Source organism: Rhodococcus sp. I2R, from assembly GCF_020889545.1.
Lineage (GTDB): Bacteria > Actinomycetota > Actinomycetes > Mycobacteriales > Mycobacteriaceae > Rhodococcoides.
The window spans coordinates 17,595-44,465 of sequence record NZ_JAHUTG010000027.1 but is presented as its reverse complement, the minus strand read 5'-3'; the positions used below and the strand labels follow the sequence as shown (position 1 = coordinate 44,465).

1 protein-coding gene is annotated in these 26,871 nt (G+C 64.2%); it reads left to right on the top strand.

The window, feature by feature from the left end; all coding sequences use genetic code 11:
• Window positions 1-20 precede the first annotated feature (20 nt).
• Window positions 21-26,780 (top strand): non-ribosomal peptide synthase/polyketide synthase, encoded by a 26,760-nt coding sequence (locus tag KVY23_RS21585; RefSeq protein ID WP_230558195.1) that lies wholly within the window; start codon window positions 21-23, stop codon window positions 26,778-26,780.
• The last annotated feature ends 91 nt before the right edge of the window (window positions 26,781-26,871 follow it).

Sequence of the window (26,871 nt, the reverse complement as noted above, 5' to 3'; positions counted from 1 at the left end):
CGATTCAGAAAGGCTTCTGAATGCGAGCCGCGGTCTCAGGCGATTCTCGAAGCACCCCTTCCCAGGGTCTCGATGCGTCCAAAGCCTTCCCACTGTCTTCGGCTCAGCGCGGAATGTGGTTCGCTCAGCAGCTGGCACCAGAGGTGCCGGTATGCATTGCGCAGTACGTCGATCTGCGCGGCGACCTCGACCTCGAGCTTCTACGCAAAGCAACCCGGCAGGCAGGCCACGAGTTCCAGTCGGCGTTCATCCGCTTGTTGGAGGTCGACGGCGAGCCGATGCAGGTCATCGATCACGACATCGACGACTCGGTCGACTACATGGACCTCCGCGCGGAGTCCGATCCGATGGGCGCAGCAAAGGCGTGGATCGACGCAAACTACACAGCGCCGATGGACGTCATGACCGACCGGCTCGTCAGTGTGTGGGTCATTCACGTCGAAGACGACCGCTATCTCTGGTACAGCAAGATCCACCACGTCGCACTCGATGGATACGGCGCTATGACCGTGGTGAATCGGACCGCCGAGCTCTACACCGCCGAGCTCGAAGGCCGCGAGGCATCACCTGCGAAAGCCGCAGCACTACAGACCCTGTACGACCTGGATCAGACCTACCGCTCGTCGAGCCGCTTCGAAACCGATCGCGAGTACTGGGCCGAGCATGTCGGGAGAGCCCAGGACGGCGCCACCCTGGCGGGAACCTCGGGGGCCACGATTGCGGCCAGCAAGCTCGAGAGTGCGGCACTCCCCGTCGACGTCGTCGACGCGTTGGAGGACTCCGACGCCACCAAGAGTGCCACGGCCGCAGCCGTGGTGATCGCCGCGTTCGCCTGCTACCTCTCTCGCATGACAGGCCGCGAGGAGGTGCTGGTCAATATCCCCGTCTCGGCGCGAACCACGGCAGTGCTTCGCCGATCCGGTGGCATGTTGGTGAACGTAGCGCCGCTGTCGATCAGAGTGAAGCACGGCCAGAACGTCGGCGAACTCGTTCAACAAGTGCAACTCGAACTCATGGGCGCCTTGAGGCACCAGCGGTTCAGCATCGAAGACATACGCCGCGACCTGACGAGTCGAGGCCAGTCCAGCGCTCTCGTGGGGCCCCTGGTCAATGTGATGCTGTTCCACCAGGAAATCCACCTCGGGCCCATCGTGGGCGAATTCAACATCGTCACATCCGGCCCGGTCGAAGACCTCTTGGTCAACGTCTACCAAAGTGGCTCACCGTCGAGGACCTTCGTCGATTTCCGAGCGAACCCGAATCGGTACGAAGACGACGATCTGGCTGAACACCACCGAAACTTCGTCGACATCGTGGGTTCATTCGTAGCGGCAAGTCCCCACGATGTCATCGACGACGTGCATCCGGACAGCGCCGCAATCGGCCGGCTCCGTCGGCTCGAGCGCGAGCAATTGGCATACTGGACGTCAGTTCTGGTCGACGCCCCCGATCCGGTCGGCCTGCCCGGTATCGCGGTCGGCTCACGGCAGGACCAGCCTGCGCCTACGTCTTACACGACCTCGGTGGACGGCGTCCTTCATCGCACGTTGCTCGCTGCCGCCACCGCCCAGAACTCGAGCGTCCTGGTATCGGTACACACGGCATTGGCCGTGCTCCTCGCTCGCATGTCCGGTGAACCGGATGTAGTGATCGGTGCCCGCACCCCGGCCACGCGGGAGAACGTCGTCGCCCTTCGCGGCACGGTTCGTTCGACGGACACCTTCAGCGATATTGCGGCGCAACTTCGTGGCGTCGATGCCGCAGCCCTCGACCATGCCGACGTGTCGTTCCAGTCGGTGTCCGAGGCCCTCGGTGAACACGCAACGAGTAGTTCCGACCTCGTCAGAGTTCTGCTGTCCTTCGGTTGCTCCTACTCGCCCGAAGACCTCGGTCGGGCCGACCTGGTCGTGCACGTCGAAGAGACGTTCGACGCCTTGGGCGTCCCCGCCGGTCTGACCATCGAACTCGCCTACCGCGAACACTCGGCAACCGAGGAAACCATCGCGGCACATGCCCAGCGCCTGATCCGGTTGCTCACGGCATCGGCGCACACCCCGACAGCAATCACGGGCGACGTCGAGTTGTTGTCGGAGGCCGAGCGTGCGGTGTTGGTGCCGGTGCGTGGTGGTGTGTCGGTGGCGGGTCGGTTGTTGTCGGAGGTGTTTGCTTCGGCGGTTGCTGTTGCTGGTGTCGATGCTGTGGCGTTGGTGGCGGGTGATGTGTCGGTTTCGTATGGCGAGTTGGATGCTCGTTCGTCGGAGTTGGCTGGGTTGTTGGCCTCGCGTGGTGTGGGTGTGGGTTCGTTCGTGGCGTTGGGGTTGCGTCGTTCGGTGGAGTCGGTTGTTGCGGTGTGGGCGGTGGCGAAGTCCGGTGCTGCGTTCTTGCCGGTGGATCCGTCGTATCCGATCGATCGGGTGGCGCATATGCTTTCCGATTCCGGTGTTGTGGTGGGTGTGACCGTCTCGGAGTACGTCTCGGTGCTTTCCGAGGCTGGTGCGGGTGTGCAGTGGCTGTTGTTGGACGGCGAATCGGATTCTGCTGCAGATAATTTGGATTCTGTTGTGTTGCCTGTTCCGTCGCTCGATGATGCGGCGTACTTGATTTACACGTCCGGTTCGACGGGTGTGCCGAAGGGTGTTGTCGTCACCCACCGCGGGCTCGCGGACATGGCCACACTCGAGCGCGAACGCTTCGAAGTCGAAGTCGGTTCGCGTACACTGTCTTTCGCCTCGACGAGCTTCGATGCCTCGGTCCTCGAACTGATGTTGGCGTTCTGCGGCGGCGCGACGATGGTGATTGCGCCGACCGATGTATTCGGTGGCGCAGAATTGGCACACCTGCTGGCGGAGCAGTCGGTGACACATGCGTTCATCACCCCTGCTGCGTTGGCCTCGGTGGACCCGTCGAAGTTGACTGCTTTGACAGTGGTGGTGACCGGTGGCGACGCCTGCGGTTCGGAGTTGGTGGAGCGGTGGGCTCCCGGCCGGTCGATGTTCAACGCGTACGGTCCGACCGAGGCAACTGTGTTCTCGTCGGTCAGTGAGGCTATGTCCGTCGGTGAGCCGGTCACCATCGGTTCGCCGATTTCCGGGTCCGCGCAGCTCGTCCTGGACACGAGAATGCGTCCGGTTCCGGTGGGTGTTGCGGGTGAGCTGTATCTGGCGGGTCCCGGTTTGGCTCGTGGGTATCACGATCGGTTGGGTTTGACGGCGGAGCGTTTCGTTGCGGCTCCGTTCGGTGCTGGTGAGCGGATGTATCGCACCGGTGATGTGGTGCGCTGGAACAGCTCCGGTGCGCTCGAGTACGTCGGTCGTAGTGACTTCCAGGTGAAGGTGCGCGGTTTCCGTATCGAGCTCGGTGAGATCGATGCGGTCATCGCTGCGCTGCACGAGGTCGATTTCGTCACCACACTCGGTGTCGATGGGTCGGCGGGGAACACCGTGTTGGTCTCGTATGTGTTGCCGGTCGCCGGCCACGAGGTCGATACCGATGTGTTGCGTGAGCATGTGGCGGGTTCGCTGCCCGCGCACATGATTCCGTCTGCGTTCGTGGTGCTCGAGTCCATTCCGTTGACTCCGGCCGGCAAGCTGGACCGACGCGCACTCCCCACTCCCGAACTCGAACGCTCCACAGCGTACCGAGCGCCACGAACAGATCACGAGCATCGCATCGCTGCAGTGTTCGCAGAGCTCCTCGACGGTGGAGCCATCGGTATCGATGACAGCTTCTTCGAACTGGGTGGAAACTCCCTGGTGGCAACGCGAGTCATCGCGCGGGTCAACGCCGAACTGGGCTCCGGTCTGAGGGTTCTCGACCTCTTCGAAGCGCCCACGGTCGAAGCCCTCGCAGTTCGGGCCACAGACTCCGTTGGCTCTCCGACGCGTCCGGCTCTGGTGCCGATGGAGCGTCCGGATCGGGTGCCGTTGTCGCAGGCGCAGCAGCGGATGTGGTTCATCAATCAGTTCGATACGTCCTCGGCGGCGTACAACATTCCTCTTGCGGTGCAGTTGACCGGTGCACTCGACATCGCTGCCTTGGGTGCTGCGGTGTCCGATGTGGTTTCTCGGCACGAGAGTTTGCGGACGACGTTCCCGACGGTGGGGGAGTTGCCGCATCAGTTGATTCATCCAGCCGAGGTCGGAGTTTTCTCGTTCGATGTTGTCGAGGTCGAGTCCGCTGAGGTGTCGGCGCGGGTGTTGGCCGATGCCTCGCGTGGGTTCGATGTGACGGTGGATCGTCCGTTCCGGGCGTCGTTGTATCGGGTCGTCGATGCGGACTCGGAGTCGCTCGATCGGTTCGTGTTGGCGATCGTGGTGCATCACATCGCCGCTGATGGTGCGTCGATGGCGCCGTTGGCGGCGGATGTGATGGTGGCGTATTCGGCGCGGGTCTCCGGCAGTGCTCCGTCGTGGGCGCCGCTCGAGGTGCAGTACGCCGATTTCACGTTGTGGCAGCGGTCGTTGCTCGGTGACGAGGACGATCCGGAGTCGGTGGCGTCGAAGCAGTTGGCGTTCTGGTCGCAGACGTTGGCAGATGTGCCCGATGTGTTGCCGTTGCCGCTCGACCACCCACGACCCACCCAGCAAACTGTCGACGGCGCCACGACTCGATTCGAGATTCCGTCCGAGATTCGTGCGCAGCTCACGCGTTGCGCCGCTGCACACGATGCCACTCTGTTCATGGTCGTGCACTCTGCGCTCGCACTTCTCCTCTCTCGGCTCAGTGGCACCGAGGACATCACCGTCGGAACCCCCATCGCCGGCCGCGGTGAAGCAGGCCTGGACAACCTCGTCGGCATGTTCGTCGGCACCCTGGTGCTGCGCACCGAGGTCTCCCCGCACGAGTCCTTCACCGACCTCCTCGCCCGCACCCGCGCAACCGACCTCGCCGCCTTCGACAACACCGACATCCCCTTCGAGCGACTCGTCGACGCCTTCGCACCCACACGCTCGACCGACCACTCACCCCTGTTCCAAGTCCTCCTCGAATTCCAGAACAACACCACCGCACACCTCGAACTCCCCGGACTCGACGTCGATCTGACCGAGCTGGACACCAGCACCACCAAGTTCGATCTGCAGCTTCGCGTCGACGAACAGGTATCGGAATCCGGTGCCTCCAGTGCCGCGTTCACCTACGCGACGGCGTTGTTCGACGCGAGGACAATCGACCTTTTCGTCGACCGCTTCCTGCGGCTGCTGTCCTCGGTCGTCGAGGCTCCGTCGATACCTGTGCGCGAACTCAATATCTTGTCGGCGCAGGAACGCGCAACGGTTGTGCGAGTGTGGAATTCCACCGATCACGCCTTGCCGGGCGTAGTGGGTGAGGATCCGACTCTCGATTCTCTCTTCAGTCTGCAGGTCGCTCGCAGCCCGTACTCGATCGCGTTGGTGTTCGAGGACGAGCATGTCACCTACGGGGAACTCGATGAACGGGCGAATCAACTTGCACGGCACCTCGTGTCGTTGGGGGTGGGTCCGGAATCGCATGTGGGCCTCGCCATTCGGCGGTCCACCGACCTACTGGTCGGAATGTATGCGATTGTCAAGGCTGGCGCTGCATATGTTCCGATCGACCCGGATCACCCGATCGATCGGTCTGCGTATGTCATCGACAGCGCACAGCCCGTGTGCATTCTCACCACCAGCCGCGACTGGATCAATGTCCAGGTAGCAACCCCGGTGCTCGCCGTCGACCTCATCGACGTGTCCGATCGCGCAACCGAACCGCTCGCGTCCGATGAACGGCTCGGCGATCTCACCGGACGCAACACCGCATACGTCATCTACACCTCCGGTTCGACGGGTAGGCCGAAGGGCGTGGCCGTCACCCATGGAGCCATTGCGAACCGTCTGCTCTGGATGCAGGACGAGTACTCATTGGAACCGTCCGATACCGTGCTGCAGAAGACCCCAGCCACGTTCGACGTGTCGGTGTGGGAGTTCTTCTGGCCACTCCAGGTCGGTGCCAAGCTCGTCATCGCGGCGCCGGACGGGCATCGCGATCCGCAGTACCTGTCGCGGCTCATCCTCCGCGAGCACATCACGACGCTGCACTTCGTTCCGTCGATGCTGGCGGTATTCGTCGACGGCGCCCATGCCGGGGACTGCTTGTCGCTGCGGTTGGTGTTCTGTAGCGGCGAAGCATTGCCGCCGGCCACGGTGAACGCCTTCGCTGAGTTCTCCGACGCCGCCCTGCACAACCTGTACGGTCCTACCGAAGCGGCCGTGGACGTGACGTATTTCCACTGCGACGAACCGAACCTCACTGCCATCCCTATCGGTGCGCCGGTGTGGAACACACGCGTGTTCGTGCTCGATGCCTCGCTGAAGCCTGCACCGATCGGTGCACCCGGCGAGCTGTACCTTGCCGGCACACAGCTGGCACGGGGATACGTCGGACGCGGAGATCTCACCTCCGATCGTTTCGTTGCCGACCCGTACGGCGCACCCGGCGACCGCATGTACCGGACCGGTGACCTCGTCCGCTGGCGCGCCGACGGCAACCTCGAATACATCGGACGCACCGACTTCCAGGTCAAACTGCGAGGCCTGCGTATCGAGCTGGCAGAGGTGGAAGCAGCGCTCTTGCGTCACGAGAGCGTCACCCAGGCAATCGCTGTCGTGCACACCAATCCATCGACCGGTGAGATTCTCCTCGCGTATGTCGTTCCGAAGCGCGGAGTCTCCTTCGATTCGTCGACGGTTCTCGACTCGGTAGCGCAGTCGTTGCCTTCTTACATGGTGCCGTCCCTGATCGTCGAACTCGACGAGTTTCCTCTCAACGCCAGCGGCAAGTTGGACCGCAAGGCGCTGCCCGAGCCGACGTTCGCATCGACGGACGACGAGATAGTCGCTCCGTCGAATCCGATCGAGGAGATAATCGCCGCCCAGTTCGGTGCCCTCCTCGAAGCCGATCAGATCGGTGTCACGCAGAACTTCTTCGGTATCGGCGGCAATTCGCTGGTAGCCATGCGACTCGTTGCTCGCGTCAACTCGGCTCTCGGTTCCACGCTGACCGTCCGCGACCTCTTCGACGCCCCCTCGGTTCGCGCGCTGGCTGCAATCGTCGAATCGCAGGGAAATCGGACGGATCCGAAGCCGGCGCTCGTGCCTGCCGAACGCCCCGAGTCGATTCCTGTCTCACTCGCGCAGCAGCGTATGTGGTTCATCAACCAGTACGACACGACCTCTGCTGCATACAATGTGGCTTTCGCCATGCGGATGACAGGGCAGCTCGACATCGACGCGTTGCGCAGTGCAATGGGCGATGTGATCGACCGCCACGAATCGCTGCGAACTGTGTTCCCACTCACCGAGGACGGGCCGGTTCAGTCGATTCTGCCGGCGCACCAAGCGCTTCCAGTGCTCGAACCAGTCACGGCCGAGTCCGAGACACACATGCACGAGCTCGTCGCCGAGATCACCACCGCAGGATTCGACGTATCCAGTTCGGTTCCCGTGCGTGTGCGACTTGTCCAGCTCGGAACCGATGATCACGTTCTCGCCTTCGTCGTACACCACATTTCTTCCGACGGTTTCTCCACCGCGCCCCTCGCACGCGACCTGATCGTTGCCTACAGTGCGCGCACGCAGGGAGAGGCTCCGAACACGGCACCTCTAGCGGTCCAGTACGCCGACTACTCGCTGTGGCAGCGCAAGTTCCTGGGTTCGGAGTCCGACTCGTCCTCGCTGATGTCGACTCAGCTCGCGTTCTGGACCGATACGTTGTCCGGCGCTCCAGAGGTTCTCGAACTGCCCCTCGACCGACCGCGGCCTACCCAGGCTTCGTTCCGTGGCGCGACGGTACCGTTCGCGATCGACCCCGACGTGCACCAGCACATGGCCGAGCTTGCTGCAGAACGCGATTCGAGCGTGTTCATGATCGTGCACGCCTCGCTCGCCGTGCTGATGTCCAGGTTGTCCGCCTCCACCGACATTTCGATCGGTACCCCTATCGCCGGCCGCGGCGACGCATCGCTCGACGATCTGGTGGGGATGTTCGTCAACACCCTCGTACTGCGCACCGAGCTGGATCCTTCGGTGTCGTTCCTCGACTTGCTCGCGGACGTGCGGACCGCCGATCTCGCTGCCTTCACTCACTCCGACATACCGTTCGAGCGCATCGTCGACGCTCTCGACCCCGCCAGGTCGACGGCGTACACGCCACTGTTCCAGGTCATGCTCGAGTTCCAACAGACCGAGCCACCGAACATCGTGTTGCCGGGTCTCGATATCGAGGCAGTCGATCTTGCCAACGACACCAGCAATTTCGATCTACAGCTGACCATTTCGGAATCGTTCGACGACAACGGCGTTCAGGCCGGAGTCGAGGGTGTGTTCCGCTACGCCACCGACATCTTCGAACGATCCACCGTCGCCGCCTTCGCCGAGAGGTTCGCGACGATACTCGGCGCGGTGACATCGAGCCCGGCCACGGCAATCGGTGACATCGAACTGCTCTCGCCCGACGAGTACAGCGATCTGGCGCCGGTGCACGGCCCGGACTCGGCCCAGCAGCGGCTACTGCCGGACATCCTGAGCGACGCCGTCGCGCTGGCCGGTCGCGACGCGGATGCCCTGATCTTCGAAGACTCCGTCGTGAGCTACGGCGAACTGGATTCTCGTTCATCGCAATTGGCGCGCATGCTGGCCGACTTCGGTGTCGGCGCGGGAGACGTCGTCGCGCTGGCGCTGCCCCGTTCGCCGGAAACGATCGTTGCGATGTGGGCGTGTGCAAAAGCAGGTGCAGCGTTCCTGCCGGTGGACCCGACCTACCCGGCGGACCGCATCAAACACATGATCGTCGATTCCGGCGCGACACTGGGTCTGACGACGACATCCGACACCGCGGCACTGGCCGCACTGTCCGATGCGATCGCGTGGGTCGTGCTCGACGACGCACATTTCCAGCACACAGCTGCACAGTTCTCCGATGCACCGGTCACCGACGCCGACCGGGTCGAGTCACTGCGCATCGATGATGCCGCATACCTCATCTACACGTCCGGATCGACGGGACTGCCCAAGGGCGTCGTCGTCACCCACCGCGGCTTGGCCAACCTCGCCGCCGAGGAACGAACTCGCTTCGACGTCACGCCTGGCTCACGAACCCTCGCGTTCGCGTCCCCGAGCTTCGATGCCTCGATCCTCGAATTCATGCTTGCCTTCGGCGCAGCAGCAACGATGGTCATTGCTCCGCCTGCCCTGTACGGCGGCCCGGAACTCGCTCGTTTGATCGCCGTCTGCAAGGTCACCCATGCATTCGTCACACCGGCCGCACTTGCATCCGTCGATCCTGCCGGCTTGTCCACGCTGAAGGTGATCGCCACAGGAGGCGACGCATGTCCACCCGAACTGGTGACCAGGTGGGCACCCGGCCGAAAGATGTTCAACGCGTACGGCCCCACCGAAGCAACGATCTTCTCCTCGATCAGCAACGAGCTGATCGCCGGCGCACCGGTCGACATCGGATCGCCCACCATCGGATTCGCTGAGGTCGTCCTCGACTCCCGTCTACGTCCGGTGCCCGTCGGGGTTCCGGGTGAGCTCTATCTCGCGGGCCCCGGTCTTGCACGTGGCTACCACGGACGCTTGGCTCTCACGGCCGAGAGATTCGTGGCAGATCCGTTCGGTGAACCCGGCAGCCGGATGTATCGCACCGGCGACGTAGTCCGGTGGACCCGGTCCGGGGCACTCGAGTTCGTCGGGCGAAGCGACTCGCAAGTGAAGGTTCGTGGGTTCCGCATCGAACTCGGTGAGATAGACAGCGTTCTCACAGCGCACCCCGACGTCGCATTCGTGACCAGCGCTGGTGCCAAGGGCCCCGCGGGCAATACAATCCTCGTCGCCTACGTGGTGCCCACACCGGGTTCCGTGGTGGATCCGCAGCAGTTGAGCGAGTTCGTGGCACAGTCGTTGCCGTCACACATGGTTCCGACGACTTTCGTCGCGCTGGATTCCATTCCGCTCACCCCAGCAGGAAAGCTGGACCGCCGGGCGCTACCGGAGCCGTCCTTCGACCACCGGCCCGTGTCCTCGCGAGACGCGGAATCTCCTGTGGAGAAGCAGCTGGCCGCTCTGTTCTGCGAGGTTCTCCGACTCGACCATGTCGGCGTGGAGGATTCGTTCTTCGCGCTCGGCGGCGACAGCATCATGTCGATTCAGCTGGTGTCCCGAGCCAAGGCAGCAGGACTGGTCCTCACACCGCGGGACGTGTTCGAGCGCAAGACCGTTGCCGCTCTCGCCGAGGTCGCGCTCGCCTCGGAGGGTGCCGCAGTCACCGTCCTGGACGAGTTGTCTGGAGGCGGCGTCGGTGACGTCCCGCTCACGCCCATCGTCGCGTGGATGATCGACCGTACCCACGTCTTCGACCGATTCACGCAGACTGCCCTGCTGACGCTGCCCGGCGACATCACCCGGCCGATTCTCGAACGCACGGTTCAATCCGTCCTCGATCATCACGACATGCTGCGAGCACGCCTGCGGCAGGACGGGGATGTCTGGACCATGGACGTCGAACCGGCAGGCTCGGTTGCTGCGGCTGCGGTCCTACACCACATCGATGTCGAGTCCACCTCGGGTCCCGAGTTCTCGTCGACGGCCGCGGCCGAACTCGACAGGGCTTCGCAGCGACTCAGTCCGTCCACGGGTGTGATGATCCAGTTCGTCTGGTTCGATGCCGGCGTCGAGCCGGGACGTCTCCTGATCGTGGCGCATCACCTCGTCGTCGACGGGGTGTCCTGGCGCATTCTCGTACCGGATCTTGCGACAGCATGGTCGCAGATCAGTGCAGGTGACGACGCCGTATTGCTGCCAGTGGGCACATCCATGCGCCGCTGGGCTCACGGGTTGCATGAGGTGGCCACAGAGCGCCGTGACGAGTTGCCGATGTGGGAGCACACTCTCGCCGGCACCGACCCCCTGATCGGCGCCCGCAGCCTCGATCCCGCAATGGATGTCTATTCCACTGTCGATCGTGTCGAGGTTCATGTTCCCTCCGACGTCACCGAGCATCTGCTGACCACCGTTCCGGAGGTCTTTCACGGCAGCGTCAACGACGGACTGATGGCGGGGCTGGCGCTCGCCATCGCTGCTTGGCGTCGCACTCACGGAGTCGTCACCGAGGACTCTCTCGTCAGCCTGGAAGCGCACGGACGCGAGGACCAGGTGGTGCCCGGCGCCGATCTGGCACGCACGATCGGATGGTTCACCACCATCTACCCGGTTCGGGTCGATCTCCGCGGTATCGACATCGACGACGCTCTCGCCGGTGGCGAGGCCGCCGGCGCCTTGATCAAGTCGGTCAAGGAGCGACTGCTCAGCGTTCCCGACCACGGCATCGGTTACGGTCTGCTCCGGTATCTCGATGCCGAATCTCGGAATGCGCTCTCGCAGTACAGCAGTCCGCAGATCAGCTTCAACTACCTTGGGCGCTACAGCGCCGGCATCCCGGACAACCTGCGGGACGTCGGTTGGTTGCCGGTGGACGACGACGAGATCGGTGACGTCCAGAATCGGGACCTACCGGTGTCGGCGGTACTCGACATCAACGCGGTGACCACCGGTGGTAGCGACGGCGCCGTGCTCGAGGCAACGTTCGCGTTCCCGACGGGCGTACTCGATCGCGCCGACGTCGAAGAGTTGACCACGCTCTGGGTCGCAGCTCTGTCGAGCCTGGCAGAGCACGCGAATACCTCTGCTGCAGGCGGATTCACCCCGTCCGATCTCGAGTTGGTTTCCCTCGACCAGCACTCCATCGACGACATCGAACGTCGCTACCCGACTCTGAGTGACATCTGGTCGATGTCGCCGCTGCAGTCAGGGATGCTCTTCCACGCGGAACTGTCGGATCAGACCGTGGACGCGTACATCGTGCAACTGGTCATGGAACTGACAGGTACGGTCGACGCCGCCCGACTGCATCGTGCCGCGCAAACCCTCCTGGACCGCCATTCGAACTTGCGGACCGCTTTCGTGCACAACCTCGAAGGCGACTCCGTTCAGGTAGTCCAGCGATCGGTACGAGTCCCGTGGCTCGAGCATGACCTGACACAGCTGAGTCAGGCCGATGCGCAGGTCGAACTCGACGCCCTGATGGCCGTAGACCGATCCACCCGATTCAACATGGCGCAGGCACCGCTGCTGCGATTCACCTTCATTGCGGTCGGCGAGGCACGGTGGCGTCTCGTCTTGACCAACCATCACATCCTGATCGACGGTTGGTCGACTCCGCTCATCATCCGGGAACTGCTCACGCTGTATGCGACGGACAGCGACGATTCCGTGTTGCCGCGGGTGCCTGCCTACCGTGACTATCTCGCGTGGATGGCCAGGCGCGACACCGCCGGAGCGCGGACGGCATGGGTCGAGGCGTTGTCCGGGTTGCCGGAACCGACTCTGCTCACGCCGGTCGAAAGCCGCCGCCAGGAATCCACCATCGCCGGAATCGACCGGACCTCGCTGGAGCCATCGGACACTGCGCGACTCCGTACAGTCGCCCGCGAGCGCGGTGTCACCGTGAACACGCTCGTTCAGGCCGCATGGGGAACCGTCCTGGCCACACTGACCGGACGCTCCGATGTCCTGTTCGGGGCGACCGTGTCGGGCCGACCACCCGAGATCAACGACATCGAGCAGATGATCGGTCTGTTCATCAACACCCTGCCGGTGCGTGTCACCGTGGACCCGCACGAAACGCTGGGCGAGTTCATCGAGCGGCTTCAGGCCGAGCAGGCTCATCTGTTGGACTACCACTACCTCGGGCTGACCGAGATTCAGCGCGCGGTGGGACCGGCCGTCGCATTCGATACGTTGACCGTGTTCGAGTCCTACCCGATCGATCGCGCCGGCTTCTCGGACCAGACGGATATCGCCGGGCTGCGCGTGGCCGACATCATCGACGGCAGCGATACTGCGCAGTACCCGCTGACCCTGGTGGCGATGGTCGACGAACGTCTGCACATCGAGGCCAAGTACCTGCCGGAACTGTTCCAGTCCAGCGAGATCGAGACCATTCTCGCGCGCATCGTGCGCGTCCTCGAAGCTTTTGCGACGCAACCGGATCTCAGGGTCGGCCAGCTCGAGTTGTTGTCGGAGGCCGAGCATGCGGTGTTGGTGCCGGTGCGTGGTGGTGTGTCGGTGGCGGGTCGGTTGTTGTCGGAGGTGTTTGCTTCGGCGGTTGCTGTTGCTGGTGTCGATGCTGTGGCGTTGGTGGCGGGTGATGTGTCGGTTTCGTATGGCGAGTTGGATGCTCGTTCGTCGGAGTTGGCTGGGTTGTTGGCCTCGCGTGGTGTGGGTGTGGGTTCGTTCGTGGCGTTGGGGTTGCGTCGTTCGGTGGAGTCGGTTGTTGCGGTGTGGGCGGTGGCGAAGTCCGGTGCTGCGTTCTTGCCGGTGGATCCGTCGTATCCGATCGATCGTGTGGCGCATATGCTTTCCGATTCCGGTGTTGTGGTGGGTGTGACCGTCTCGGAGTACGTCTCGGTGCTTTCCGAGGCTGGTCCGGGTGTGCAGTGGCTGTTGTTGGACGGCGAATCGGATTCTGCTGCAGCTGATCTGGATTCTGTTGTGTTGCCTGTTCCGTCGCTCGATGATGCGGCGTACTTGATTTACACGTCCGGTTCGACGGGTGTGCCGAAGGGTGTTGTCGTCACCCACCGCGGGCTTGCGAACTTCGCGGAGGAGGAGCGAGACCGGTTCGGTGTGACAACCGATGCACGTGTGCTCGCGTTTGCGTCGACGAGCTTCGATGCCTCGGTGCTCGAGATGGTGTTGGCGTTCTCCGGCGGGGCGAGGCTGGTGATTGCGCCGACCGATGTGTACGGCGGCGCAGAATTGGCGCACCTGCTGGGGGAGCAGTCGGTGACACATGCGTTCATCACCCCTGCTGCGTTGGCCTCGGTGGACCCGTCGGGTCTCGATGAGTTGCAGGTCGTCGTGACTGGCGGCGACGCATCAGGTCCGGAGTTGGTGGATCGCTGGGCTCCCGGCCGGTCGATGTTCAACGCGTACGGCCCGACCGAGGCAACCGTGTTCGCCACGCTGAGCGCCCCCATGTCGCCTGGCGTCCCGATCGCCATCGGCGAACCGCTGCGCGGTTTCTCCACGGTCGTGCTGGACACCCGTTTGCGTCCGGTTCCGGTGGGTGTTGCGGGTGAGCTGTATCTGGCGGGTCCCGGTTTGGCTCGTGGGTATCACGATCGGTTGGGTTTGACGGCGGAGCGTTTCGTTGCGGCTCCGTTCGGTGCTGGTGAGCGGATGTATCGCACCGGTGATGTGGTGCGCTGGAACAGCTCCGGTGCGCTCGAGTACGTCGGTCGTAGTGACTTCCAGGTGAAGGTGCGCGGTTTCCGTATCGAGCTCGGTGAGATCGATGCGGTCATCGCTGCGCTGCACGAGGTCGATTTCGTCACCACACTCGGTGTCGATGGGTCGGCGGGGAACGCCGTGTTGGTCTCGTATGTGTTGCCGGTCGCCGGCCACGAGGTCGATACCGATGTGTTGCGTGAGCATGTGGCGGGTTCGCTGCCCGCGCACATGATTCCGTCTGCGTTCGTGGTGCTCGAGTCCATTCCGTTGACTCCGGCCGGCAAGCTGGACCGACGCGCACTCCCGATCCCGGAACTCACCGGCGGGGCTGAGCGACGCGAGCCGACCACCGACACCGAACGTGTAGTTGCAGAGGTGTTCGCGGAGGTACTCGGCATCGAGTCCATCGGCCTGGACGACAACTTCTTCGACCTGGGCGGTGACTCCCTCAGTGCCACCCGGGTGACCTCGCGGGTGAACTCTGCCCTTGGCTCGTCGATCACGGTGCGCGCGTTGTTCGAAGCCCCTACGGTGGCAACGCTCGCCGCCCGAAGCGTGGGCCAGCCCGCCGACGCCAACCGTCCGGCTCTGGTGCCGATGGAGCGTCCGGATCGGGTGCCGTTGTCGCAGGCGCAGCAGCGGATGTGGTTCATCAATCAGTTCGATACGTCCTCGGCGGCGTACAACATTCCTCTTGCGGTGCAGTTGACCGGTGCACTCGACATCGCTGCCTTGGGTGCTGCGGTGTCCGATGTGGTTTCTCGGCACGAGAGTTTGCGGACGACGTTCCCGACGGTGGGGGAGTTGCCGCATCAGTTGATTCATCCGGCCGAGGTCGGAGTCTTCTCGTTCGATGTTGTCGAGGTCGAGTCCGCTGAGGTGTCGGCGCGGGTGTTGGCCGATGCCTCGCGTGGGTTCGATGTGACGGTGGATCGTCCGTTCCGGGCGTCGTTGTATCGGGTCGTCGATGCGGACTCGGAGTCGCTCGATCGGTTCGTGTTGGCGATCGTGGTGCATCACATCGCCGCTGATGGTGCGTCGATGGCGCCGTTGGCGGCGGATGTGATGGTGGCGTATTCGGCGCGGGTCTCCGGCAGTGCTCCGTCGTGGGCGCCGCTCGAGGTGCAGTACGCCGATTTCACGTTGTGGCAGCGGTCGTTGCTCGGTGACGAGGACGATCCGGAGTCGGTGGCGTCGAAGCAGTTGGCGTTCTGGTCGCAGACGTTGGCCGATGTGCCCGATGTGTTGCCGTTGCCGCTCGACCACCCACGACCCACCCAGCAATCGATGCGCGGCAAGTCCGTGTCGTTCCAGATCCCCGCCGAGGCGCACATCGCGCTGGCTCGCATTGCGCGGGAGCAGCACTCGACCATGTTCATGGCGATGCACGCCGTCTGGGCGATGTTGATGGCGCGGCTCAGTGGCACCGAGGACATCACCGTCGGAACCCCCATCGCCGGCCGCGGTGAAGCAGGCCTGGACAACCTCGTAGGCATGTTCGTCGGCACCCTGGTGCTGCGCACCGAGGTCTCCCCGCACGAGTCCTTCACCGACCTCCTCGCCCGCACCCGCGCAACCGACCTCGCCGCCTTCGACAACACCGACATCCCCTTCGAGCGACTCGTCGACGCCTTCGCACCCACACGCTCGACCGACCACTCACCCCTGTTCCAAGTCCTCCTCGAATTCCAGAACAACACCACCGCACACCTCGAACTCCCCGGACTCGACGTCCGAGGTCTCGAGTTCGACGCAGGCATCGCGAAGTTCGATCTGCAGCTGACCGTCGCCGAGAATCAAGCCGACAACGGCACTCCCGCAGGAATGTCCGTTGCCATCACCTACGCCACGGACCTGTTCGAGGAGTCGACGGTCCGCGAATTCGCCGATCGCTTCATCGCACTCGTAGACGCAGTGACATCGAATCCCGACGCAGCCGTCGGGGACATCGATGTACTGTTCGCAGCCGAGCTCGAAGCAATGCAGTCGCAGTGGAACCACCCGGGTACGACACCGGCGGCGGATACCCTGGTCGCCCGGTTCGAGTCAGCTGCAGCGCGGTTCTCGGAATCCACCGCGGTTACGTACGGCGACGAGTCTCTCACCTACGCCGAACTCAATGCGCGTGCCAATCAGCTTGCACGCATGCTCGTCTCGGTAGGCGTCGGACCGGAAAGCCTCGTTGCCGTGGCGATGCCGCGCAACGCACAGCTCGTCGTCGCTCTTCTCGCCGTACTCAAGGCCGGTGGCGGCTACCTCCCTGTCGACGTCACCTATCCGACAGACCGCCTGGCGTTCATGCTCGAGGACGCGCAACCGGTCTGTGTCGTGTCCACGGTGGCGGACGCAGCCTCGGTGCCGGCCGGAGATCTCGTGCAGATCCTCCTCGACGAGCCCCACACGGCCGAGGCTGTGGACGGACTCGCCTCGACCGACCTGACTCCGGCGGACCGACACGGTGACGCCGGCGCCGAATCCATCGCCTACGTCATCTACACCTCGGGAAGCACCGGTCGCCCCAAGGGCGTTCAGGTCAGCCACGCAACGGTCGCCACGCTGTTCGAGAACACCGTCGACAAATTCGAATTCGACGAGTCCGACGTGTGGACGATGTTCCACTCCTACGCATTCGACTTCTCGGTGTGGGAGCTGTGGGGACCACTGCTCTACGGCGGCAAGCTCGTCGTCGTCGACTACTACACGGCACGCTCGCCGGAGTTGTTCCGTGAGCTTCTCGTGGCCGAGCAGGTTACCGTGCTCAACCAGACGCCGACGGCGTTCTACCAGTTCGCCGAGGCCGACCGACACGCGCCTGCCGAGGCCGATCGTCTCGCCCTGCGCTACGTGATCTTCGGCGGTGAAGCGCTCGATCTAGGCCAGCTCGGACGCTGGTACACCCGTCACGCCGAGGACGCTCCGACGCTGGTGAACATGTACGGCATCACCGAAACCACGGTGCATGTCAGCTACCTGCCGCTCACCGCTGAGTTCGCGGCGTCGGCGTCGGCGTCCGTCATCGGGCAGGCAATTCCGGGGCTGACCGTCTCCGTCCGCGACAACCGGCTGCGGCTGGTTCCTCCCGGCGTCATCGGCGAGATGTACGTCTCGGGTGGCCAACTCTCGCGCGGATACCTCGGCCGCACCGGACTGACCTCGACGCGCTTCGTCGCCGATCCGGATGCGAACGGCACACGGATGTATCGGACCGGTGACACCGCACGCTGGAACCGCGACGGACAACTCGAATACCTCGGTCGCAGCGATATGCAGGTCCAGCTACACGGATTCCGCATCGAGCTGGGCGAGATCGAGTCGGCGCTGCTCGGATGCGACGGTGTCGCGCAGTCTGTCGTGTCGGTGCGAGACGACGGTGCCGGTGAGAGACTCGTCGGTTACCTCGTTCCCGAGGCGGGCCGCACTCTCGATACCACCGCGGTCCTCGACGAAGTCAGTGCGTCGTTGACGGCGTACATGGTGCCGGCCGCGCTGGTGGTACTCGCCGAGCTACCGCTGACCGCCAACGGCAAACTCGACCGCAAAGCTCTGCCCGCACCGGACTTCTCGGCTCGGGTGACGCAGAGCCGTCAACCTGCCAGTGCTGTCGAGGAAGCCCTTGCCGCACTGTTCGCCGAGGTGCTCGGCCTCGACAAGGTCGGCGTGGACGATTCGTTCTTCGCGCTCGGCGGCGACAGCATCATGTCGATTCAGCTGGTGTCGAGGGCGAAAGCTGCGGGCCTCGCCATCGCGCCACGTGATGTCTTCGAACGCAAGACCGTGGCAGGCCTCGCCGAGGTCGTCGCCATGGCCGAGGACACCGTGGCAGTGGTCCTCGAAGAGTTGACCGGCGGGGGAGTCGGCGAACTGCCGTTGACCCCCATCGTCCAGTGGATGCTCGAGCGCAGCGAATCCTTCGGCCGCTACACCCAAACCGCGCTTCTCCAGTTGCCGACCGGTATCGAATCGCATGTACTCGAACAGACGATCCAGGCCGTTCTCGACACGCACGACATGTTCCGGGCACAGCTCCATCTGGACGAGCACGGTCAGTGGGTCGAGACCGTTGCTCCGACGGGAACGGTGTCCGCAGCCTCGGTGCTGCATCACGTCAGCGTCGACGACGTCGCCGGTGACGAGTTCTCGGCGCGCGCCGCCGCGGAACTCGACGCGGCGGCCGACCGTCTCGACCCCTCGACCGGCCGCATGATCGAGATGGTCTGGTTCGAGGCGCCGTCGGGTTCCGGTCGATTGCTGATCGTCGCCCACCACCTCGTCATCGACGGCGTCTCCTGGCGAATTCTCGTGCCGGATCTCGCCACGGCGTGGTCGCAGATCGTCGCCGGTGCGCAACCGACACTGGCCGAAACCGGAACATCCATGCGCCGCTGGGCAACCGGCCTGGTGGAGGTCGCGGCCGATCGCAGCGACGAGCTGGCCCTGTGGACCGACATGCTCTCGGGAGTGGACCCGGTCATCGGCTCGCGCGCTCTCGATCCCACAATCGACGTCGATGCCACGGTGGAGCGAATCAGGACGTCGTTGCCGGTCGAGGTGACCGAGCGACTCCTCACGACTGTCCCCGAGAAGTTCCACGGCAGCGTCAACGACGGATTGCTGGCCGGACTTGCTGTGGCGTTGACCGCCTGGCGCCGTGAGCGTGGAAGCGACGTCGACTCCGCGCTGGTCAGCCTCGAAGGTCACGGACGCGAGGACGCCGTCGTGCCCGGTGCGGACCTCTCGCGAACAGTCGGCTGGTTCACCACCATCTTCCCGGTACGCCTGGACATCTCCGGCATCGATATCGACGACGCGCTGCGCGGCGGGCGAGCAGCCGGCGAGACCGTCAAGGCCGTCAAGGAACAGTTGCTGGCCATCCCCGATCACGGGATCGGGTACGGACTTTCGCGGTACCTGACCGAGGAGGGCCGCTCGGTACTCGGCGGCTTTGCGCGCCCACAGGTGAGCTTCAACTACCTCGGTCGCTTCGCCACCGGATCGTCCGAGGGTATGGACGATGTCGGTTGGATCCCGGTATCGGACTCCACACTCGGCGACGCCCAGAACCCGGACATGCCGGTTCCGGCGTTGCTCGATATCAATGCCGTCACCAACACGACCTCGGCGGGCCCGGTTCTCGACGCCACGTTCGCCTTCCCGACGGGTGTGCTCACCGCGTCCGAGGTCGATCGCCTGGTCGAACTGTGGGTCTCGGCGATGACTGCACTGACCGAGCACACGGACGCGCCGGAGGCGGGTGGCTACACGCCTTCCGACCTCGACCTCGTGGCCATCGACCAACAGACCATCTCCTCCCTCGAGGAGCAGTTCCCGCGCCTCGACGACGTGTGGTCGATGTCGCCGCTGCAGGCCGGCCTGCTGTTCCACGCGCGCTTGGCGGGCGAGGTGGACGAGCAGATCGATCTCGGGGCCGGGGAAGACGGCGTCGATGCGTACATGGTGCAACTCGGGCTGGAGCTGCGCGGTGTCGTGGACGCGCAGCGGTTGCGGGCTGCCGCTCAGACGCTGCTCGATCGCCATCCCAATCTCCGGGCTGCGTTCGTCTCGGGCGCCAACGGTGAATCGCTGCAGGTCGTCCAGACAGGCGTCGAGGTTCCCTGGTCGGATGTGGACCTTCGCGGAGAACCCGACGTAGAGGCTGCCCTCGAGGCTGTTCTCGAGGCCGATCGGGCGGCACGGTTCGTATTGGACCGCGCTCCGCTGCTGCGATTCACGCTCATTACCAAGGCCGACGGCGAGTGGCGCCTGTTGATGACCAACCACCACATCCTGCTCGACGGTTGGTCCACACCGCTGCTCATCAAGGAACTGCTGACGCTGTACGCGACGGCGGGCGATGATTCGATGCTGCCGCGCGTTCCCGCATACCGCGATTATCTTGCGTGGATGCATCGGCGCGACGCCGAACTCTCCCGCGCCGAATGGGTCAGAGCACTGTCCGGCGTCGAAGAGCCGACCCTGCTGTCGGACGGTGATCGTGGACGCCAACTGTCGACCAGCTCGGTCGAGACGACGTACTCGCTTTCTCGAGAGGTGACCGCATCGCTGCGTGATCTGGCGGCGCAGCGCGGGTCGACTCTCAACACGGTTGTGCAGAGCGCCTGGGGCGTTGTGCTTTCGGCTCTGACCGGACGCGCTGACGTCGTGTTCGGTGCGACCGTCTCGGGCCGCCCGCCGGAGGTTCCGGGTATCGAGTCGATGATCGGTTTGTTCATCAACACGCTGCCGGTTCGGATCAGTCTGGATCCAGCCGAGCCCATCGGCGATCTCGTCGATCGGGTACAGGCAGAGCAGGCGTCGCTACTCGATCACCACTACCTCGGTCTGACGGACATCCAACGCGCCGCGGGCAACGGCGTCTCGTTCGACACCCTGACCGTGTTCGAGTCGTACCCGGTCGATCGGGCCGGACTGTCCGAGGAGACGGATATCGCCGGCCTCAAAGTCGCCGACGTTCTGGGCACCGACGCGGCGCACTACCCGTTGACTCTGGTGGCGTCGGTGGACGATCAGCTGCACCTCAAGGCGAAGTACTTGCCGGATCTGTTTTCGCAGAATGAGATCGAGCGCATCATTGGGCGAGTGGTACGCGTCCTCGATGCCGTGGTTGCCGACGACCGCACACCGTTGGCGCAGGTCGACCTGCTCGGCGAAACAGAACGCGCTGATCTCGCGCCGGTGCGCGGACGGGAAGGTGGATCGACCCGGCTCCTGGCCCACGTCTTCGAGAGCGCAGCGCTCGCATCCGCGGGTCGAATCGCTCTGCGCTTGGGCGAGGAGTCGATCAGCTACGACGAACTCGATCGTCGCTCGAGCCGACTGGCGCGTGTGCTGTTGGCGCGCGGTGTGTCGGCAGAATCCTTCGTCGCACTCGGGCTCGCTCGCTCGATCGAATCAGTCGTGTCGGTGTGGGCGGTCGCCAAGACCGGAGCAGCGTTCGTGCCGATCGACCCGGGATACCCGCGGGACCGCATCGAGCACATGGTCGACGACTCCGGCGCACAGTTCGGCATCACGGTCAGCAATCATGTCGATGCGCTGCCACGGACACTGTCGGCCGGTGAAGCCTGGATCGTGCTCGACGACCCGGCCACCGCGCACGAACTCTCCGAGGTCTCGGCGCAGCCACTCTCCGAGGACGAACGAGTAGCCGGTGTCGGTCTGGACAGTGCGGCGTACGCGATATACACATCGGGATCGACTGGTTTGCCCAAGGGCGTCGTCGTCACGCACACCGGCCTCGAGAACTTCGCGAACGAACAGGCCGAGCGTTACCAGATCACGCCCGATTCCCGAACGCTGCATGTGTCCTCGCCGAGCTTCGACGCTTCGGTGCTCGAATACCTGCTCGCATTCGGCGTGGGCGCAACGATGGTCATCGTTCCGCCCACCGTGTACGGCGGCGACGAACTCCGCGAGATCCTGCTCGAGGAGGAGGTCACGCACGCATTCATTACCCCATCCGCGCTGGCTTCGGTCGATCCGTCGGGACTGGACGCCTTCCAACACGTCGTCGTCGGCGGCGAGGCGGTACCGGCAGAGTTGGTGTCCCGGTGGGCGCCGGGGCGGAATCTGTACAACGGTTACGGTCCGACGGAGGCGACGATCATGTCGAACATCTCCGATCCGCTCGTCGCCGGGTCGTCGTTGACCATCGGTGGGCCGGTCAGAGGTGTCCACGAAGTGGTTCTGGACGCTCGGATGCAACCGGTTCCCGTGGGTGTGCAGGGCGAGCTCTACCTCGCCGGTGCCGGATTGGCCCGGGGATATCACGCTCGGCCTTCGCTCACGTCGGAGCGGTTCGTCGCAGATCCGTTCGGAGCGCCGGGCGGACGGATGTATCGCACGGGTGACGTAGTTCGATGGACCGAGGACCATACCGTCGAGTACATCGGCCGCAGCGACTTCCAGGTCAAGGTCCGTGGATTCCGCATCGAGCTCGGAGAGATCGACGCGGTGCTGGCAGTGCATCACTCGGTCGACTTCGCCGTTACAGTCGGTGCCCAATCGCCTAGCGGCGCAACTGTTCTCGTGTCATATGTACGTGCCGCCAACGCTGGCGCGAGCATCGACCTGGGCGAGCTGACTGCGCATGCCGCAGCCAGCCTGCCGGGCCATATGGTGCCCTCCGAAATCGTCCAACTCGACGAGATCCCGCTGACTCCCGTCGGCAAACTCGATCGTCGCGCACTCCCAGCACCGGAATTCGGTTCGAGCGCAGGAGAATACGTTGCTCCGCGCACTGCTGCCGAGTCCGCTGTCGCCGAGGTCTTCGCCGAGACACTCGGCGTCGAGCAGGTGGGCGCACTCGATCACTTCTTCGACCGCGGCGGCGATTCACTGTCCGCCACGCGCGTCATCGCGCGGGTCAACTCTGTGCTCGGCACCAGTCTCGGTGTTCGCGCCATCTTCGAGGCACCTACCGTTGCGGGGCTGGCGGCTCTCGTCGGCAGTTCGACGGCGGCTGGGGCGACATCCGGTTCCGCCCGACCGGCGCTACGCGCCGACGCAAGGCCGGAGCGCATTCCGCTCTCGCTCGCGCAGCAGCGTATGTGGTTCATCAACCGGTTCGATCCCGCGTCGCCCGCGTACAACGTGCCGCTCGTGGTGTCGCTGACCGGAACTCTCGATGTGTCTGCGCTGCGGTCGGCGGTGGCCGATCTCCTCGATCGCCACGAGTCTCTGCGCACGACGTTCCCATCCAACGGCGACGTTCCAGAGCAGCACATTCACGAGGCATCGGAGGTCATCCCCGACGTCGAGGTCGTGACGATCGACGACGCCGATCTACTCGGCTCCATCGGACGTTTCGCCGGCCGTGGATTCGACGTGACGAACGAGATCCCGATTCGACTCGCGTTGTACCGGGTGGGCGACGCGGACGAGACCAGGCACGTGCTCGCTGTGGTGGTTCATCACATCGCCGCGGACGGCGCCTCGATGGCTCCGCTGGCACGTGATGTGATGATCGCCTACTCCGCTCGCATCGCGGACACTGCGCCCGCGTGGCAGCCACTTGCCGTGCAGTACGCCGACTACACGCTGTGGCAGCGATCGCTCCTCGGCCGCGAGGACGATCACGAGAGCCTGGCCGGACGTCAGCTGCACTACTGGCAGACCTCGCTGCGCGGCGTGCCCGACCTGTTGCCATTGCCGACGGACCGACAGCGACCGACTACGCAGGATTTCCGCGGCGCTCGGGTGAAGTTCGAGATGAATGCGGATCTTCATCGCCGACTCGTCGAGTTCACACGCACTCGCAGCGCGACGATGTTCATGCTCGTGCACAGCGCGTTCGCCGCGACGCTGGCGAGACTGAGCGGGACCGATGACATCGCCATCACGACACCGGTGGCGGGTCGCGGAGAGGCCGCGCTCGACGATCTGATCGGCATGTTCGTCAATACCCTGGTGTTGCGCACCGTCGTGGACGGGGCCGAGAGCTTCGAGTCGTTGCTCGCTCGTGTGGTCGACGCCGATCTCGAAGCGTTCGACAACACCGACATTCCCTTCGAACGGGTTGTCGAGGTGGTCAATCCGCCGCGGTCGACGTCGTACGCACCGCTCTCACAGGTGGCGCTGTCGTTCCAGAACAACACGAAGGCTCGTCTCGAGTTGCCGGATCTGACTGTCGAGGGATTCGACTTCGACGTCCCGGTCGCCAAACAGGACCTGCAGCTGTTGCTGTCGGAGAACTTCGACGAGGCCGGCGAGCCGGCAGGTATCGAAGGTGCCTTGGATTATGCAACGGCGCTGTTCGATCCATCGACGGTGCAGTCGTTCGCCGACCGATTCGTTCGAATCCTCAGTACTGTCGTTCTCGATCCGACATCCCCCGTGGGCGACGTCGACGTGCTCGGCGCCGACGAGCTCACGGTTCTGGCACCGGCTCGCGGCGAGGAGGGGAATGCGCCGCACACGTGGCCGCACATCCTGGCGATCGCCGCTGCCGCCAACCCCGACGGCATTGCCGTCGAGTTCGGCGACGTCGGTCTGACGTATCGAGACCTCGACGCGTGGTCGACACGGATCGCACGCATGTTGATCGATTTCGGGGTCGGGCCCGAGACGTTCGTCGCGCTCGCGCTCCCGCGGTCGATCGAGTCGATTCTGTCGATCTGGTCGGTGGCGAAAACCGGTGCAGCATTCCTTCCTGTGGATCCGAACTACCCGTCGGATCGCATCGCCCACATGCTCGACGACTCGCAGGCACCCATCGGACTGACCGTGCTCGATCACCGGGATTCGCTGCCCGACACAATCACCTGGCTGGTACTCGACGACGAGGATTTCACCAGGGACGTCAAGCGCTACCCGACCGACACGATCACCGACGCCGACCGCACGGCGACGTTGCACCTCGACCATCCCGCATACCTGATCTACACCTCGGGGTCCACGGGACGCCCGAAGGGGGTCGCAGTCCGACATCGCGGACTCGCCTATCTCGAGGACGAAGTGACGGCTCGGTTCCACCCGACGCGCGAGTCGAGGATCTCGCACCTCGCATCACCGAGCTTCGACGCGTCGATCTACGAACTGACGATGGCATTCGGTGTCGGCGCCACCGTGGTGGTCGTACCACCGGGCGTCTTCGGCGGCGATGAGTTGGCCGAGCTCCTCGAGCGGTCTCATGTCACGCATGCGTTCATGACGCCGGCAGCTCTCGCGTCCATCGACGGTCATCGGCTCCCCGACGTGGGAGTTCTCGCGTTGGGCGGCGAGGCATGCACGCCTGAGTTGGTCGGCCGATGGGCACCGGGCCGGATGATGTTCAACGGGTACGGACCGACAGAGACAACCATCCAGGCGAGCGTCAGTGACCCGCTGGCTCCGGGCAAGGTCGTCGACGTCGGACGTCCAGCCATCGGGTTCCGCTTCCTCGTTCTCGACGCCCGGCTGCGTCCGGTACCGGTGGGAGTGCCGGGCGAGCTGTACATCGCCGGACCGGGCACCGCACGCGGCTACCTGGACCGGTTCGCGTTGACCTCGGAGCGTTTCGTCGCCGACCCGTACGGCGAGCCGGGCGAACGCATGTACCGGACCGGCGACGTGGTGCGGTGGACCGCCGATCACACCATCGAGTTCGTCGGGCGCAGTGACTTCCAAGTCAAGGTTCGCGGTTTCCGAATCGAACTCGGCGAGATCGACTCCGTGCTCACCGACCACGACGCGCTGAGCTTCGCTGCGACAGTCGGGCACACAGCGCCGTCCGGGGACACCGTGCTCGTGTCTTACGTGCGAGTTGCCGAAGGTTGTTCGGTCGACTCCTCGGAGCTGACCGAGCATGTGGCCGCGGTGTTGCCGCGTCATATGGTGCCGACGGCGATCGTGATGCTCGACGAGATTCCGCTGACACCCGTCGGCAAGCTCGATCGCCGTGCATTGCCGGTACCGGAACTCGCCACCAGCACCGCGGCGTACCGCGCACCGTCCACCGCGACCGAGCACGCGGTCGTGGAAGTCTTCGCCGACATACTCGGAGTGGAACTGGTCGGCGTCGACGACAACTTCTTCGACCTGGGCGGTACCTCACTCGTCGCGACACGGGTGGTGCCCGCGCTCGAGACGGCCACCGGGGTGCGGGTGCCGTTGCAGTCGCTGTTCCTCGATCCGACGGCCGCAGGCTTGGCGGCGCGTATCGACGGTGGCGACGCGGACGCTGCGGCAGGTCTGACCAGCACCTTCGGGGTGGTGATTCCGCTTCGCGCGGAGGGTACGGCAAGTCCGCTGTTCTGCATTCATCCCGGAATCGGCTTGTCCTGGGGATATGCCGGCATCGTTCGCCACGTGGCCGAGGACCGGCCGGTGTACGGCATACAATTGCCGAGCATTTCCGAGGGTGGAACATTCGACTCGATCCAGGCTCTGGCGAGCCGGTATGCAGCAGAGATCCGCCGTGTGCAGCCGAATGGTCCGTACAACGTGCTCGGCTGGTCGCTGGGTGGGGCCATTGCACACGCGGTGGCGGTGGAGCTACGTCGGGCGGGTGAGAAGGTCGATTCGCTGACCATCATGGACAGTTATGTCGATAGTTCCGATGCAATGCCGCAGGGCAAGCTCAGTGTCGAGGAGCTACTGGCAGGGCTGGGCCTCGACGTCACCGGTGCGACCGGGGGAGCGCCGCTGACATACGAGGGCGCCGTCGAGTTGCTGGACACCTCGTTCGGGCAGCAGACGGGTCTGACGCCGGGGCATCTCGAACGCATCAACGATGGCTTCGCGAATTCGACGGCCATCATGAGCAGTTTCGAGCCCGACGTATTCGACGGCGATATTCTGTTCTTCGCGGCAGCAAAGGGGTCCGGCGACGGAATTAGGCGCGATCCGGAAAAATGGAATGAATTCGTGACCGGAAAGCTTGCGATTCGTTCGATCGATTGTGCGCACAATCAAATGATCGAACCCGAGGTTCTCGCCGAAATCGGAACCGCACTCGAGAACTATCTTTCGACATGATGTTTCTGCAATGTGAAACCGTCAGCCAGGGATATCATTGGCCTGAAAATGCACCTGTTCGTTCGCCTACGGTCTGGGGATGCCTGTGAGA

Excerpts from the sequence above, each read along its gene's own strand:
- KVY23_RS21585 (WP_230558195.1), top strand. The coding sequence starts at position 21 with ATGCGAGCCGCGGTCTCAGGCGATTCTCGAAGCACCCCTTCCCAGGGT.